The sequence below is a fragment of the Tateyamaria pelophila genome (genome assembly GCF_019966495.1).
Taxonomy (GTDB): Bacteria; Pseudomonadota; Alphaproteobacteria; order Rhodobacterales; family Rhodobacteraceae; genus Tateyamaria; species Tateyamaria pelophila.
Window position 1 is genome coordinate 1 of record NZ_JAIMIA010000042.1, and the last position, 13,409, is coordinate 13,409.

14 protein-coding genes are annotated in these 13,409 nt (G+C 59.8%); 5 read left to right on the forward strand and 9 right to left on the reverse strand.

Annotated features, from left to right (window positions below; translation table 11 throughout):
- Window positions 1-410 (reverse strand): transposase (locus LC354_RS13965; protein ID WP_223421634.1); only part of this gene is annotated, 410 nt, incomplete at its 3' end.
- On the opposite strand from LC354_RS13965, the gene LC354_RS13970 reads away from it, so the two are divergent.
- The 3 genes from LC354_RS13970 to LC354_RS13980 all read left to right on the forward strand — a co-directional run bounded on the left by LC354_RS13970 (window position 409) and on the right by LC354_RS13980 (window position 1,409).
- Complete coding sequence (locus LC354_RS13970; RefSeq protein WP_223424809.1) at window positions 409-609, forward strand: hypothetical protein; 201 nt, start codon at window positions 409-411, stop codon at window positions 607-609. The two genes, LC354_RS13965 and LC354_RS13970, sit on opposite strands and share 2 nt — an antisense overlap.
- A 220-nt stretch (window positions 610-829) precedes the next feature.
- Window positions 830-1,021, forward strand: coding sequence for a CTP synthetase (locus LC354_RS13975; RefSeq protein WP_223424811.1), 192 nt, complete (start codon window positions 830-832; stop codon window positions 1,019-1,021).
- A gap of 73 nt (window positions 1,022-1,094) precedes the next feature.
- A complete protein-coding gene (locus LC354_RS13980; RefSeq protein ID WP_223424812.1) occupies window positions 1,095-1,409 on the forward strand; it encodes a TraR/DksA family transcriptional regulator in 315 nt (104 codons plus the stop codon).
- Between the two features lie 87 nt (window positions 1,410-1,496).
- Here LC354_RS13980 and LC354_RS13985 read toward each other — a convergent pair whose 3' ends face one another.
- The 8 genes from LC354_RS13985 to LC354_RS14020 all read right to left on the reverse strand — a co-directional run bounded on the left by LC354_RS13985 (window position 1,497) and on the right by LC354_RS14020 (window position 8,638).
- Window positions 1,497-2,063 (reverse strand): PA14 domain-containing protein, encoded by a 567-nt coding sequence (locus tag LC354_RS13985; RefSeq protein ID WP_223424814.1) that lies wholly within the window; start codon window positions 2,061-2,063, stop codon window positions 1,497-1,499.
- Window positions 2,064-2,179: 116 nt separating this feature from the next.
- The gene (locus LC354_RS13990) at window positions 2,180-2,659 is read right to left on the reverse strand and encodes a class I SAM-dependent methyltransferase (protein ID WP_223424816.1); all 480 of its coding nucleotides are present in this window, start codon (window positions 2,657-2,659) and stop codon (window positions 2,180-2,182) included.
- On the reverse strand, window positions 2,656-3,402 hold the full coding sequence (locus tag LC354_RS13995) for a polysaccharide deacetylase family protein (protein ID WP_223424818.1): 747 nt from the start codon (window positions 3,400-3,402) through the stop codon (window positions 2,656-2,658). Before LC354_RS13995 ends, LC354_RS13990 begins: the two co-directional genes overlap by 4 nt.
- Window positions 3,399-4,526 carry a glycosyltransferase family protein gene (locus LC354_RS14000; protein WP_223424820.1) on the reverse strand — a complete coding sequence of 376 codons (1,128 nt, stop codon included), beginning with the start codon at window positions 4,524-4,526 and terminating at the stop codon, window positions 3,399-3,401. The genes LC354_RS13995 and LC354_RS14000 overlap by 4 nt, the downstream gene beginning before the upstream one ends.
- On the reverse strand, window positions 4,523-5,107 hold the full coding sequence (locus LC354_RS14005) for a histidine phosphatase family protein (protein ID WP_223424822.1): 585 nt from the start codon (window positions 5,105-5,107) through the stop codon (window positions 4,523-4,525). Before LC354_RS14005 ends, LC354_RS14000 begins: the two co-directional genes overlap by 4 nt.
- Window positions 5,104-6,171, reverse strand: coding sequence for a glycosyltransferase family 4 protein (locus LC354_RS14010; RefSeq protein WP_223424824.1), 1,068 nt, complete (start codon window positions 6,169-6,171; stop codon window positions 5,104-5,106). The genes LC354_RS14005 and LC354_RS14010 overlap by 4 nt, the downstream gene beginning before the upstream one ends.
- Window positions 6,168-7,418 (reverse strand): glycosyltransferase family 4 protein, encoded by a 1,251-nt coding sequence (locus LC354_RS14015; RefSeq protein WP_223424826.1) that lies wholly within the window; start codon window positions 7,416-7,418, stop codon window positions 6,168-6,170. The genes LC354_RS14010 and LC354_RS14015 overlap by 4 nt, the downstream gene beginning before the upstream one ends.
- A complete protein-coding gene (locus LC354_RS14020) occupies window positions 7,415-8,638 on the reverse strand; it encodes a glycosyltransferase family protein (RefSeq protein ID WP_223424827.1) in 1,224 nt (407 codons plus the stop codon). Before LC354_RS14020 ends, LC354_RS14015 begins: the two co-directional genes overlap by 4 nt.
- A 271-nt stretch (window positions 8,639-8,909) precedes the next feature.
- Between LC354_RS14020 and LC354_RS14025 the strand changes: the two genes are divergently transcribed.
- Window positions 8,910-11,246: a mechanosensitive ion channel family protein gene (locus LC354_RS14025; RefSeq protein WP_223424829.1), complete on the forward strand. Its 2,337-nt coding sequence runs from the start codon at window positions 8,910-8,912 to the stop codon at window positions 11,244-11,246.
- A gap of 94 nt (window positions 11,247-11,340) precedes the next feature.
- Window positions 11,341-13,392: a DEAD/DEAH box helicase gene (locus tag LC354_RS14030; RefSeq protein ID WP_223424872.1), complete on the forward strand. Its 2,052-nt coding sequence runs from the start codon at window positions 11,341-11,343 to the stop codon at window positions 13,390-13,392.
- The last annotated feature ends 17 nt before the right edge of the window (window positions 13,393-13,409 follow it).

The window sequence follows — 13,409 nt, forward strand, 5'->3', positions numbered from 1 at the left end:
TCAGACAGAGCCGCCCGGTTCTCTGCGGTCGCCAGTCCCTCGGTCTCGAACCGGCCCATCTGCGACGTGGATGCGGCATGCGCATCGACGGCACGGCCACCGACAACCTGGCGCATCACGGGATCGAGCGCGAGACGGTCGGCGTCATTGACGTCCCCGTATCCTGCCAACCGGCCGTAGACCGATTGCCGAAACAGCCCGTCGAGCCGGTGGATCGTGTTCTTGCCACGGCGATTATCGCACAGGGCAGCAGACGCCAGATTGGACAGACCGAGCGCGTCATCAAGCTCGCGCATCACCAGAAGGCCGCCATCCGAACTGAGCTGAGCGCCCCGGAATTCCAGCCGCACGCGAGGGTCAAAATCCACACGATCTGCCCGCTGCAAGCCCGCACCCTCTGGGTGATCCATGAAACACATCCTCCGCAGCAACCAACGCCATGATATATATAGAAAATATCACGTTCAAGACAGCGAAATCAGAGATCTACTTGGGGAATGCGGGTTCAAAGAAGATGAAGAACACATTACTTACCCGCTCAGCGGTTGCTCTAAAGTCATTCCTAATGATGGTCCTTTGAAAACAGAGCCATATCCTGTCGTTGAATAACGTCTTCACCGTGTGACCGTGTGCACAATGCCCAATCTCCGACTGGGCAGCGCCCGAACCGCCGCCACGGGGCGGGCGCGGCACGCAGCTGACAAAACACCGCAAGCATCAAAAACGCCTCTCACCCGACCCTCCGCCTCCACGCTGCAATTGACCCACATCAAAGAACACATGCAGCTTCCCGCATATATTCGGCCCATCTCAAACGCGGAGGGCCAAAATGCCACGTCTCATGCTTATCCTGATCCTGCACATCTTCATCGGATCTACCGTCGCGGGCTCTGCCGTCGTGGTGGCGCTCACCTTGGGCTACGATACGCTCGGCCCGATCCTGATCATGGCCGCCCTCGGCTTTCTCGCGGCCTTCCCGGTCAGTTGGTTTGTGGTCAAACGGATCTCGGAGGCCGCCTGAGCAGATTGCGCCAGATCAAGGCGGCCCGCGCAAAACGCGCCCATCCTGCGCGCGACACATCAGGAGGCACCCCATGGATATCGCAGCACAAAAACAAATTCTTCTCGCCCGCCGGGCCGAGCTTGCGGCCAATCTCACCGAGATTGAGCATCAGCTTGACGCGCCCGCGACCAAGGATTGGGAGGATCGCGCCTCTGATCGGCAAGGCGATGAGGTTTTGGAGGCCTTGGGTCACGCGGAACATAATGAGATGATCCGCATCGATGCAGCCCTTGAGCGGATCGAAACAGGGGAATACGGTGCCTGTGCAAAATGCGGGAATGATATCTCGGAGGCGCGTTTGAAACTGCTGCCCGACGCGGCGCTATGCAAGGATTGCGCGGTCTAGCTCAAGAGTTCGCACGGTCAGGCAGCCCGTCTCTGAACGGTGGTGCCCGACCGGATCGGTCGCGCACCACATCGCATATTTCAGCGCTTATTTGTACCCGAACGCCGAGTTTGGCATCCAGTCCGGCGTTCCCTTGCCCGCACGCATGTGCAGGCATGACGTCCCGACGCGCTGGAAGTAAGTCGCTTTCAGCTCGTACCAACCGGCTTGCGGCACTTCTACCTGCACCACCTGGGTCTCAAAACATGGCACGCGCCGGTTGTGATAGCCGACTTGCTGGCCACCTATATAGGCCTCCAGCCCATCGTTCGTCAGGAAATCAATGTTGTAGACACCCGGACTGTCAAATTTCACATAGCCGGAAATTCCTGCCACGACATGATGCGCCTGGGTCGACGTCAGCGTCAGATCTCCATCGGCCGTATCGCGGTAATCAAGGCCCTTGAGCGGCGTTCCCGGAGCGGCTCTTTTCAGGGCCCGTTCCGCCTGATTGAGTGTTTTGACATCCGGTGGATAGGCATATTTGACCGCCAGTCCGGGCTTCAGGCCCGTCGGCTGTGGATTTGCGGGTTCAAGCTTGAGCGGAGCCGCCAAAGCCGTGGTCGCAACCAGTGCCATCGCACAGGCGGCTGCAACTGTTTTCAAAAAGGTCATTCATAACTCCCAATATCTTGACCGACGCACTGCGGCCTTGAGTGATGCCTGAGTTTAGAAGAGCGATGGGCCGCCTGACAACCTCTCCATCGCAAACTGTGATCAATTCTGATCTCTCAGGGTGCGCGAAAGAACAAATATCGGTCCGGCGCGATCGTCTCCGGTCCGCTGATCTGTTCAAGCCCAACCAGGGGTTGCTGCGACAGCACCAGACCGCCTGAAACCATGACCGCTGCGATGAAGGGACTCAGTTTGGCCCCTTCCTGCACATCCAGTTCCTTGACGCCAAAGCCAAAGTCATAATGTGCGAGCGCCATTTGCTTGCCCTCACCTGCCATACGTTGAAGTATGTCTTCGGCCTCACCCTGTAGAAAATCCGCTTCGGGCGGGACACAACTGGGATGGCACTCGAGAATCCGATCGATCACCCAGATGCGGCGGCCTTTGATTTCCTGCCGCAGGTGGTCATAAGTCCGCCCGTTGCCCAGACCCATCTCCAGCACGTCGCCGTCAATGCCCTTGATCTGATCCGCGGCCCAGTTGATCCCGTCAATTTGCGCGGTCAGGCGACGGCGCATTGATTCAAGTCTGCTCATATGTCGTTCTCCATCGACCAAGGAGTGGCCCCACCCGATTGCATTTCGTCCAAAAAGGCTTCGGTAAAGGACCAGATTGCCGGAGTATGTACAAGATGGTGGGTCAACAGACCAAACGGTTCTGTATGGTCAGCGCGCCCCTCAACCCGATCCGTCAGCTGTGCCGCCGCCCTGGCAATGAGGATGTCGGGATCCACAAGTTCGCGGGTTCCGCTCCACCAAATCGGGTCGACATGCGTGTTCACGATGGCCAACCCGGCCAAAGCAGGGCGAGGTCGCGGCCTGTAGGTCGACAACACGCGATAACCTTGTTTGGCCAACACGCCGGTGATGTCATCGTTGATCCGATTCCAGGGCGGTACGAACATCCGAGCCACCTCATTTCCAAACAGAGCCAGCATCTTGTTGAGCCCCGCCTGCGCGTCGTGCGCCGCTCCCGGTCTTGGGGTGAGAAACTCGTTCTTCTTGTCGCCCGGGCCACTGTGGTCTGCATGGGCCCAACCATGCACGACCGGCAAGATGTGTCCGGTATCGATTTCCCCGGGAAGATTCGGATCCACACCTGCCGGGATAATCGCAAGATGCACCGGGACACCGATGCGCACGGCCGTGTCCATCAACTGCGCCAAGGCAGGCGTCATTCGGGTCGCGTCATCATCACGCCACCACATGGGTACCGCAATGTCTTCACGACGACACTGGGCCAGCGCCCGGCGCAAAGGCGTCCAGTCAAGCGTTGTCATGGTGCATTCTCACGTAGGCCATGCGCAATTTCGACGGATAAGGCCGCGCCATCCATGCCTTGCGTCCGAAGCGGTCTGCGCCCCGCAGCCATCACCGCCTTGACCCGGTCGGCCAATGCAGCAGCTGTCAGGTCCTTTTGCAATACCACTTGCACCGCAGGAAGTGCGGCCAACGCATCCGCGCGCAGGCCCTGTTCCACCTCGCCTCCATCATCAAACGGGACGAGCACAGCAGGCACACCGGACTGAAGCACATCCAGTGCCGTATTGTACCCCGCCATCGAAACCGAGGCTGCGGCAGACATCAACATCTGCCGAAACGCGGGCGTCGGCGCCTCGATACTTACGTTGGAAGGGGCCAGATCGGCCAAGGCCGCGCGCCGTTCATCCGACCCGCCAACCAACAACAGCCATTGCAATTCAGGCAGATGTGGGGCGGCTTCGAAAGCTGCACGGAATACCGCATCGCCAACATTGCCACCGCCTGCGCTGACCAGCACCTGTTGGCTTTGGTCCGCACCGCCGGATGCAGGTTTTGGCGCCACGAACCCGGTGTAGTGCAAGCGGGCATTGAGCGCATCGCTGACTGGCCAGCTTTGCTGCAGTGTCACCACCTCCGGATCAGCGTGGACTAGGACGCCGTCATAGAACGCCCCAATAGTTTCATCCGCATAGTCTACCTTACCGGGTTTGCTCGGCGGGGCCAGAATATCGCGGATTGAACTCAGGATCACCGGACGCGGCGTCATCACCCGCGCGGCCTCGAGCAACGCTTTGAATTCCGTACGCAGAATGCGGCGACCAAAGGGGAACAGCTCTGTGATCAAAATATCGGGTCGAACCTCCGCCAGAATGCCCAGCAAGCGGTTCTGGCGTTCGGTCAGTAGTCTTTCATCGGCGACCGTACCGTCAGACCGTAGCAATGTCGTAAAATCCGTGCCATCCGATCGCAGGGGTGTCAGCTGCTCCAACCGCACGCCAGACGCATCAAAGTGATCAACGGCAGTTCCACCGCTCACAACCGTCACACGATCGCCTGCCGCCACAAAAGCACGGGCAAGGGTCAACGCGCGTGCGAGATGACCCGTACCAAGCAGATGGGTGACGACGATCATCACCTTCATGGCGCGTCTCGCAGCAAACGGATGGGGTCTGGTTCGGCACGCAGTTCGCCGTTGGCAACGTTGATGAGGAACAACCGATCCCGCTTGATCTGAAAGGGCGCCGGACCTTCAAAATTCCAGCCGGTTGCTGCGGCCATCAACACCCGCATGATCCCGATATGACAAACCGTCACCGTGTCGCAGCTCAACCCCTGCGCCCAGGGGACAAGCCGATCGCGCAGCGCGCCGGGGCTTTCGCCACCGGGCGGGCAATAGTCCCAGCCCCAGTGTTCGATATCGCGGAAACCGCTGTTTGGATCTGCCCGCAGCTCAACGCCCTTGCCGCCTTCCCAATCGCCCCAGTTCATCTCGATCAGCGCATCGTGAACCTGTGGCGTGCGTCCTGCCACAATCTGGCCGGTTTCGACCGCCCGGCGGAGCGGGCTGGACACCAGATCAGCCTCTTCCCAGCCAAGCGGCAAGCGCAAGCCTGACAGATGCGCCCGCGCCTCATCATCCAGCGGAACATCCGTACGGCCCTGTATGCGCCCGGCGCGATTCCACGCCGTATGACCATGGCGCAACAGCGCAAGTCGGATCATATCAAGGCCTCCAACGCAGTATTCAAGGTTTGGGCAGCATTGCCCAAAAGATGGTGCGACAGTATTTTCTCGCGCGCTTCTATGCCAAGGCGATCCCGTTCACTTTGATTGGACATCAAATGTACAATCTGATGCGCCATTGCCTCTGGTCCGGCCCGAGGCGGCGGATGCGACCCGTGGACAACGTCCCGCACGCCCGGCCTGTCCTGCGCAACGACGGGCAGACCTGCCGCCTGTGCTTCGAGGTACACCAGTCCGAACGCCCCGTTCACACCGGGCCAGAAGAACAGGCAGGACTGCTCGTATTGTTCCGCCAAAGCATCCGCATTCTGCACGCCCAGAAATGTCACGCGCCGTTTGAACGGCGCCATCATCCGTTCGACATCCGGTCGGGCGGGGCCGTCACCCGCGATATTCAACCGCCAACCGAGGTTTGCGGGCAATAGTCCCAGTGTGTCTGCAATCAACTGATACGAGGCCAGTTTATCGCCATGCCGCATCATTCCGACATTCAGCATCGGACCTTGCCGACGGCTTTCGGGCGGCAGCTCGGCGCGCGCCAGAAACGGGGCAAGGTGGATCAGAGTTTGCCCCTCGGGCGCATCGCGCCGCAGAGTTTCAGCATCCCGGTGGGTGAAGTAAAAGATCGTGTCGGCGTCATCACTCGCTGCCTCGGCCGCCGCTGCAAACCTTGCCCACGGGCCGAACAACCGCTTGCGGGCGCGCGTGCTTTCGATCTGAAGATACGGAATACCCAGCGCCCGGCTGACTGAAGGGCCAATCAGGTCCGGTGCCTTGTAGTAGTTGTGGTAGGTCACCCAAGCCTGCCAGGATTTGGATGCAGGACGTTTCAACAGCCTGGCAACTTCTACCTGCGCACTTTGCATCAATTCGGATTGATGGGCCTTGTCACCCCACTTGTCATAAAGGCGCAGCTCAGAAACAAGCGCGACCGAACGTCCCCCTTGTCGCAGCGCCGCCATCAAGCCATTCGCCATGGCCCGATCTCCGGAAGGAACGGGGTGGTTTGGGGATTTCAGCGGAGCAAAGAATGCAAGGGTCATGGCGCATCCGCTTTGCCCATGATCGACCTGAGACGCTGGGCCAGATGGTCGATGCCCGGTTGCATCTGAAACTCCGATTGCAGGCGGTCAAGGGCGGCCTGGGCCATCGCCCTGCCCTGCGCAGGATCTTCGGCCAGACGCACCATATGGCCGGCCAGTGCCTCAGGCGCATCGTCGCTCAGAACACCATGTACACCGTCATCGATAAATTCCGGGATGGCCGAAACCGGCGTCGACAGGATCGGCAAGAGCTGGCTGGCCGCTTCCATCAGAACATTGGGCAGGCCGTCGCGATCTCCGTCAGCGGCCACGCGACTGGGCAACACAAAGAGATCAGCGCCGCGCATAGCCTCGATCACTTCGGGTTGATCACAGGCGCCACGCCACGTGATCCGGTCGTTCACTCCCAACACGTCTGCGTGCGCCCGCATTTGCCTGTCCAGTGCGCCGCCACCGATATGGGTCCAGTGCCAGTCGAAGTGCCTTGGCAGCAATGCCAGCGCGCTGATCAGCCGGTCAAATCCCTTTTTCTCGACCAGACGTCCGACGGACATCATGTGAAAAGGTGCATCACCCGCACGCAGATCCCGTTCGGCTGGCAGCGGAAAACGCTTCAGATCCAAGCCGTGATAGACGAGATCAACTGGCGTGCTTTGTGCCAGTTCATTCAAGTGCTCAGCCCCAAAGGCAGTACATGTGGCCCCAAAAGCAGCCCCCGCAGTCAGGTTGCTCAGCTTTTCACGCAATTCCCAATCAGGCGACGTCCAGATATCCTTGGCATGGGCAGAGAAGGCCCAAGGCATACCCCTCAGAACAGCAGCGTAACGGGCCACTGATGACGGGGTATGCAGGAAATGGGCGTAGATCGCCTCGATGCCAGCAGGCATTTCGCGTGCCATGACACAAGCCTGCCCAAACCGGCGCACCCGGTTGCGGGTCTTGTCGCGGCGCCAATCGCGCAGGAACTGACCAAACACCTTCCCGAAATCTGGTTGGAACAAAGCCCATCCGAGCCCACGCATCACGCGCAGCGGTTCTTGATGCAGGTATTCCGGCAAATAATACACATCTGCGCCAAGCTGATCATGCAAAGGGTGCGTTTTGTGATCGGTCGGATGGCGCAGCGACCATATCTCGAAATCCAGCCCAGCGCGTTCAAGCGCAAGCAACTCCTGCGCGATAAAGGTTTCTGACAAACGCGGCCAACCTTTGACGGCGATGGCGAGCCGAGCCTGCTTTTGGGTCATTCGGCGGCGTCACTGACGCGTCGGGACATCAGGTGCCGTGTGCGCTCGATCACCACGTCAAGACCATCAAGCAGGCCATCGGCGCCTGCCTCGGAGGGACGTTTCTGGTACGGCAGAGCGCGGATCGCGGCGATCATGCTTTGCGGGGTCAAACCGTCGCGGAATTCATCAAGGTTCCGGACCAGCCCGATTTCTTCGGCCCTGTTGGCACGTATCCACTGTTCAAGCCGGGGCTTGGTGCGCGGTACGATGATCGCGCGTTTGTCGAAAGACAGCACTTCGCAGAAGGTGTTGTAACCTCCCATCGAAACAACGCCCTCGGCTGCGGCGAACAGGGATTCAATGCGACTGTCGAAGCCCGTGGCCGTGACCCGGCCGTTCAGCGCGGCCACACGCGCTTCGAAAGCGTCCCGTGCGTCACCGGACAGGAACGGGCCATAAACCAGAACAGCATGCGGCAAAAGCGCTGGATCCTGTTCGTAAGCCTGCAACACCAGATCAACCATGGCCTGCCCGTCACCGCCGCCCCCCGGGGTGACCAGCACATAGGGCGTGTCGGGCACCTCTGCCGGGTCGACAATCTCCCGACGCAAATATCCGGTCCAGAACATACGATTGCGCGTCGCATCTGACAGCGGCAGACCTTGCGTCGGGTCATACACGCTTTTGACGCCGTAGACCCACGTTTCGTCGTAGAAGGCTTCGGTCGCCTCGACAGAGCCTTTGCGGGCCCATTCCGCCGCAAGCACCGCGGGCTCGTCCAGAACATCGCGCAGCCCCAGAACTATCCGGGTTTTGCCGATGCGGTTCAGCTTTTCAAGACTGGGCAGCAATTCACCCCGAAAACCGGTGGGCTCCTTGTCGACGATCAATAGGTCTGGCTCGTATTGCTCAAGTGTGGATTGGATCAGCCCGGCCCGCAGATCGGTCGTGGCGTCGATATCCATGCCACTGGCCTGACTGACATAAGACCCGTCGCCCAGTTTTTTCACCCCGGGCAAACGAACATGATCAACGGCTTCGGGAAAGGTAAAGCGACCCGCCACCGGACTGCCCGTCAGGATGATGGCGGAGCCTGCGACGCCGCTTTCGGTCAGCGCGGAGGCCAGAGCACGACTGCGACGCAAATGGCCCAGACCGAATGTGTCATGACTATAGAGGACAACGCGGCGTGGGCGCGTCCCAATCTGCGTCAGCGCTGCAGGTGTTGATTGGCCCATAGTCTTCATCTTTGTCTTTTTGTCTCTCTGAGCGTGAACACCGTCCACGCCCAGAGAATCTTCCGCGCCGTATAACACAGCGATCCATATTCCCAAGGCCTCGCGCTTGCACATCTGTATGCGCAAACACAGGTGCCCGTCGCCCTGTTTTGCTCAGATTAACACCAAATGTCGAGTGCTGGCCGGAATTTGATGCGTCTGGCGGGATCATTTGCATTGGATGGTGCACTGGCTTAGCGTTCTTGCAAACGAATGAGGCGGGCTTGTTTTGATGCGTCAACTGATCTTTGGGCTTATGGCCTGCCTGTTCTTCGGCCTCGCGTCCCTCTTTCCAGACAAAGGTGCCGCCCAAAGCCTGAGCAACGTCCTCTCAAAACCGGCTGCCGAAACCACGACGGATATCGATGAGATCATGCGCAGCGCCGCGCAGAACGGTGTCGGTGTCGTCGTCATTGACAGCAATGGCCGCATGCTGACGCAGGTCGGCGAAACCAGTCCACTCAATCCTGCCCCGGCCAGCAGAGCCTCCAACCTGATGTCGCTCCAGGACGACGCGGCCGCGTTCCGCACCACGTTGGTCAACCGGTTCGTAAACCTGCCCGATGCCTTCAACGAAGTCCTGTTTATTCTGCGCGCGACGAGCCCCGACGGCAGAATACTGACCTATCTCGAGGTTCTGTTTTATACACTCGTCTTTCTCGGTATCGGCCTTCTGTTCCAGGACAAGGTGTACGGCCGCTACATTGCCAAGGGGTTCGTTGTCGCGCGGATCACCGAAAACCCACAGGGTTACGCAGAGAAAATGCCGTTCTTGATGTTCCGGTTCTTCATGGGCGTGATTGGAATCGTCATCTCGATGGCTGTCGCCTACGGGCTCGGGATCACGATTTTTGGGCCGTTGGATGATCCGGCCCTGCAATTTACCGTCGCCTTGGTCTATTTCGCCTATTTCATGGTGCGCTTTGTCATCAGCATGTGGCGCATGATCCTGTCACCGTTCCTGACGCAATACCGCATTCCGCGCTTTTCGGATCACGATGCCAAAAAGCTCTATAACTGGATGTGCGTCGGGACGGTGGTGGGCATCTCGACCATTCTGTTCGGTGTCTGGATCAAGGAACTGGGCTTGAATTTCGAAGTCTATGTGTTTCTTTACTCGCTGCTGTCGCTCGTCGTGATGGCGCAAAGCATTCTTCTGGTTCTGTTCAACAAGCGATCGGTCACGGATGCGATCCTGAACGGCACGCCTGCCGAAGCGGCCACATGGGTCCTGCGCGCCCTGTCCCGGCTCTGGGCACCGATCTGCATCCTGTTTTTCGTGTTCGCATGGTCCGAACAAACCTATCACCTGATCATCGGAGACAATGACGGCGTGCCTCTGCTGGTGGGAGGATGGTTCATTCTGACGACCATTATCGTGGTCTACGGCGTTCTGAACTATTTCATCGAACGCAGCTTTGCCCGGTCGCAATCCGCCCCCCGTGCCACATACCCGATCAATGAAGCAGGCGAGCCGATCATGCCCAGCGGGGCGCTGCAACTCAAACACACAGGGCTCACGTCTTTTCAGGGGCTCGCGCAACGCATCGCGGGCATCATCGCATTCGTGGCTGGCGCCTACGCGTTCATCGCGATGTGGAATCCAGGCGCCGGCGTGATGAGCGAAAGCCTGGCGGACCGGTCGCTCGATGTCATCGTGATCATCTTTCTCGGCTACATCGCTTACAATGCGTTCCGCATCTGGATCGACAAGAAGATCGAAGAAGAACAGGGTGATATGGATGAAGGCGAGTTGGGCGACGAAGGCGGCGGCACCAGCGCGTCCAGGCTTGCAACCCTTCTGCCGTTGTTTCGCAACTTCGTTCTGATCGTCATCATCGTCACCGGGTTCCTGATCGTGCTGATGGAAATGGGGGTCAATGTTGGCCCGCTTTTTGCCGGGGCCGGGATCGTCGGTGTGGCCGTCGGTTTTGGCAGCCAAAGCCTTGTGCGAGACATCTTTTCTGGCGCATTTTTCCTGTTTGACGATGCATTTCGCAGGGGCGAATACATCGATATCGGCGGGGTCAAGGGCACCGTCGAAAAGATCAGCGTGCGCAGCTTTCAGCTCCGTCACCATCTGGGGGCCCTGCACACGATGCCCTTCGGTGAAATTCAGGTCCTGACGAACTATTCGCGCGACTGGGTCATCATGAAACTGCCCTTGCGCGTAACCTATGACACCGATGTGGAGAAAGTCCGCAAGCTGATCAAGAACCTCGGTGTCAAGCTGCTCGATGATCCGGTGATCGGAGAGAACTTCATCCAGCCGCTGAAGTCCCAGGGCGTGATCGAGATGCAGGACAGCGCCATGATCATCCGGGTCAAGTTCATGACCAAGCCCGGCGATCAATGGCTGGTGCGCAAAAAGGTTTATGAAGAGATCCGCGCACTCTTTGAACGCGAGGATATCCACTTCGCCCACCGTGAAGTGACAGTGCGCCTTGCCGATGGCAAATCCGCGGACGACTTGACCCCAAAAGACCGCCAAGCCGTTGCCGCAGCCGCGCATGCTGCGATGGAAGAAGACTTGATGGAAGGCGGTGCAGCAGACGGGGACGACAGATAAGCCCCCTCGACATGCGGTTGAAAAAGGCATAGGCGCGCAAGCTTGGTGACCGGCATCGGCCGGTTCCACTTGATTTGTTAGGACCGATCCCTTGATGACACCGCTTCAGACCGCGCTGACCGCACGCGGCTACACCGAATTGACCCCCGTTCAAAACGCCGTAACGGACGAGGCGCTGATTGGCGCCGACATGCTCGTCTCCGCTCAGACAGGGTCGGGCAAAACCGTTGGGTTTGGCCTCGCACTTGGGCCAACGCTGCTCGGCGACGCGGACAGGTTCGAGGCGGCGGATGCACCACTTGCGTTGATCATCGCGCCCACGCGCGAACTGGCGATGCAGGTGAAACGCGAACTGGCATGGCTTTATGCCGAAACCGGCGTTGTCATGGCGTCCTGCGTTGGCGGGATGGACATGCGCGACGAACGCCGTGCCTTGTCGCGAGGCACGCACATTGTCGTGGCGACGCCGGGCCGTCTGCGCGATCACATCATGCGTGGCTCGATCGACCTGAGCGCCATTCGCGGCGTGGTACTGGACGAAGCTGACGAGATGCTCGACCTCGGATTTCGCGAAGACCTCGAATTCATTCTGGGCGAATGCCCCGAAAGCCGCCGCACGCTGATGTTCTCGGCCACGGTGCCCGCGCAAATCGCGCGCCTTGCCAAAACCTATCAAAAGGATGCCGTGCGCGTCGCCACGCAATCCAGCGGCAGCCAGCACGCCGACATCACCTATCAGGCGATGAACGTGGCCAACCACGACGCCGAAAACGCCATCATCAACGTGTTGCGCTACCACGAGGCCCCGAACGCCATCGTGTTCTGCAACACGCGCGCCATGGTCAACCGGGTCACCACCCGGCTTTCAAACCGGGGCTTTTCGGTTGTGGCCCTGTCCGGCGAATTGACCCAGTCAGAACGGACCAACGCCCTGCAGGCGATGCGCGACGGACGGGCCCGCGTCTGTGTTGCAACGGATGTGGCCGCGCGCGGTATCGACCTGCCCAACCTCGAACTGGTCGTGCATGCCGAACTGCCCTCGAACCATGAAACACTGCTGCACCGCTCGGGCCGGACCGGGCGTGCGGGCCGCAAGGGTACGTCTGTTCTGATCGTGACCGCCAAAGTCCGCTCCAAGGCAATGCGCATCCTGAAGGGCGCAAAACTGGACGCCGAGTGGATCGACGCCCCCTCCGCCGACGCCGTCCGGGAGCAGGACGAAGTCCGTTTGCTGGACGACCCGATGTGGACCGATGACGTGACCGAAGGCGAAGCGGACATGGTCGCCAAATTGGCCGAACGTTTTGACGCCACGCAGCTGGCGGCCGCGATCCTGCGCATGCATGGCCTGCGCCACTCTGCCCCCGAAGACCTCTCTGTGGTGACGGGTGAAAAAGCCCCCAAGGCACGCGCACCCTTTGGCCCCAGCGTCTGGTTTTCCGTCGCCGGTGGACGCAATCAAGGCGTCGAAGTTCGCCGCCTTTTACCGATTGTCTGCAATGCGGGTGACATCACCAAGGACGACATCGGTGCGATCCGCATTCAGGACGACATGTCCTATGTGGAAATCCAGCAAAGCGCCGCGGACGGATTTGTCGCGGCCCTCGGCCCGGACATGAAAGTCGAAGGCGGCGCCCTCGTCACAAAACTGAACGAAGTGCCAGCGGCTGCAAACCAACCCAAACCCCGGTTCGAGCCCAAGACAGGCGGCAAACCTGCCCCCCGCGGCCCCAAGCGGGACTATGGGGACAAGCCTGCGCCCAAGCGAAACTATGATGACGCCCCGAAACCTGCGTCCTCCAAACGCGTCTGGGATGCGTCGACAAAACCCGCGCCGAAACCCAAAGCCCCCGGTCCAATTGACTGGGACGACGCCCCGGCCCCGCGCCACAAGAAGCCGAAACCGGGCGCGAAACCCGCCGCAAAATCCGGGGCGAAATCACCATTTGCCAAAGCCCCGTCAACGCTCGAAAAGGCGGTCAAGGATGGCAGCGTGTCAGACCTGAAAAAACCGCGTCACAAGTCCGGTGCCAAGGGTGCCCACGGCAGCGCGGCACCCAAGACCGGCAAACCAAACAGCAAAAAGAACAAGGCAAGGCGCGCTGCTGCGGCAGGTGGCACACAACCACCGCGCCGCAAGTCGTAAGGCGGGTTTCAACCCGC

Bases quoted from the DNA above. Each gene is read 5' to 3' on its own strand.
- LC354_RS13970 (WP_223424809.1), top strand. From the start codon at position 409: ATGAAACACATCCTCCGCAGCAACCAACGCCATGATATATATAGAAAA.
- LC354_RS13975 (WP_223424811.1), top strand. From the start codon at position 830: ATGCCACGTCTCATGCTTATCCTGATCCTGCACATCTTCATCGGATCT.
- LC354_RS13980 (WP_223424812.1), top strand. From the start codon at position 1,095: ATGGATATCGCAGCACAAAAACAAATTCTTCTCGCCCGCCGGGCCGAG.
- LC354_RS13985 (WP_223424814.1), bottom strand. From the start codon at position 2,063: ATGACCTTTTTGAAAACAGTTGCAGCCGCCTGTGCGATGGCACTGGTT.
- LC354_RS13990 (WP_223424816.1), bottom strand. From the start codon at position 2,659: ATGAGCAGACTTGAATCAATGCGCCGTCGCCTGACCGCGCAAATTGAC.
- LC354_RS13995 (WP_223424818.1), bottom strand. From the start codon at position 3,402: ATGACAACGCTTGACTGGACGCCTTTGCGCCGGGCGCTGGCCCAGTGT.
- LC354_RS14000 (WP_223424820.1), bottom strand. From the start codon at position 4,526: ATGAAGGTGATGATCGTCGTCACCCATCTGCTTGGTACGGGTCATCTC.
- LC354_RS14005 (WP_223424822.1), bottom strand. From the start codon at position 5,107: ATGATCCGACTTGCGCTGTTGCGCCATGGTCATACGGCGTGGAATCGC.
- LC354_RS14010 (WP_223424824.1), bottom strand. From the start codon at position 6,171: ATGACCCTTGCATTCTTTGCTCCGCTGAAATCCCCAAACCACCCCGTT.
- LC354_RS14015 (WP_223424826.1), bottom strand. From the start codon at position 7,418: ATGACCCAAAAGCAGGCTCGGCTCGCCATCGCCGTCAAAGGTTGGCCG.
- LC354_RS14020 (WP_223424827.1), bottom strand. From the start codon at position 8,638: ATGGGCCAATCAACACCTGCAGCGCTGACGCAGATTGGGACGCGCCCA.
- LC354_RS14025 (WP_223424829.1), top strand. From the start codon at position 8,910: ATGCGTCAACTGATCTTTGGGCTTATGGCCTGCCTGTTCTTCGGCCTC.
- LC354_RS14030 (WP_223424872.1), top strand. From the start codon at position 11,341: ATGACACCGCTTCAGACCGCGCTGACCGCACGCGGCTACACCGAATTG.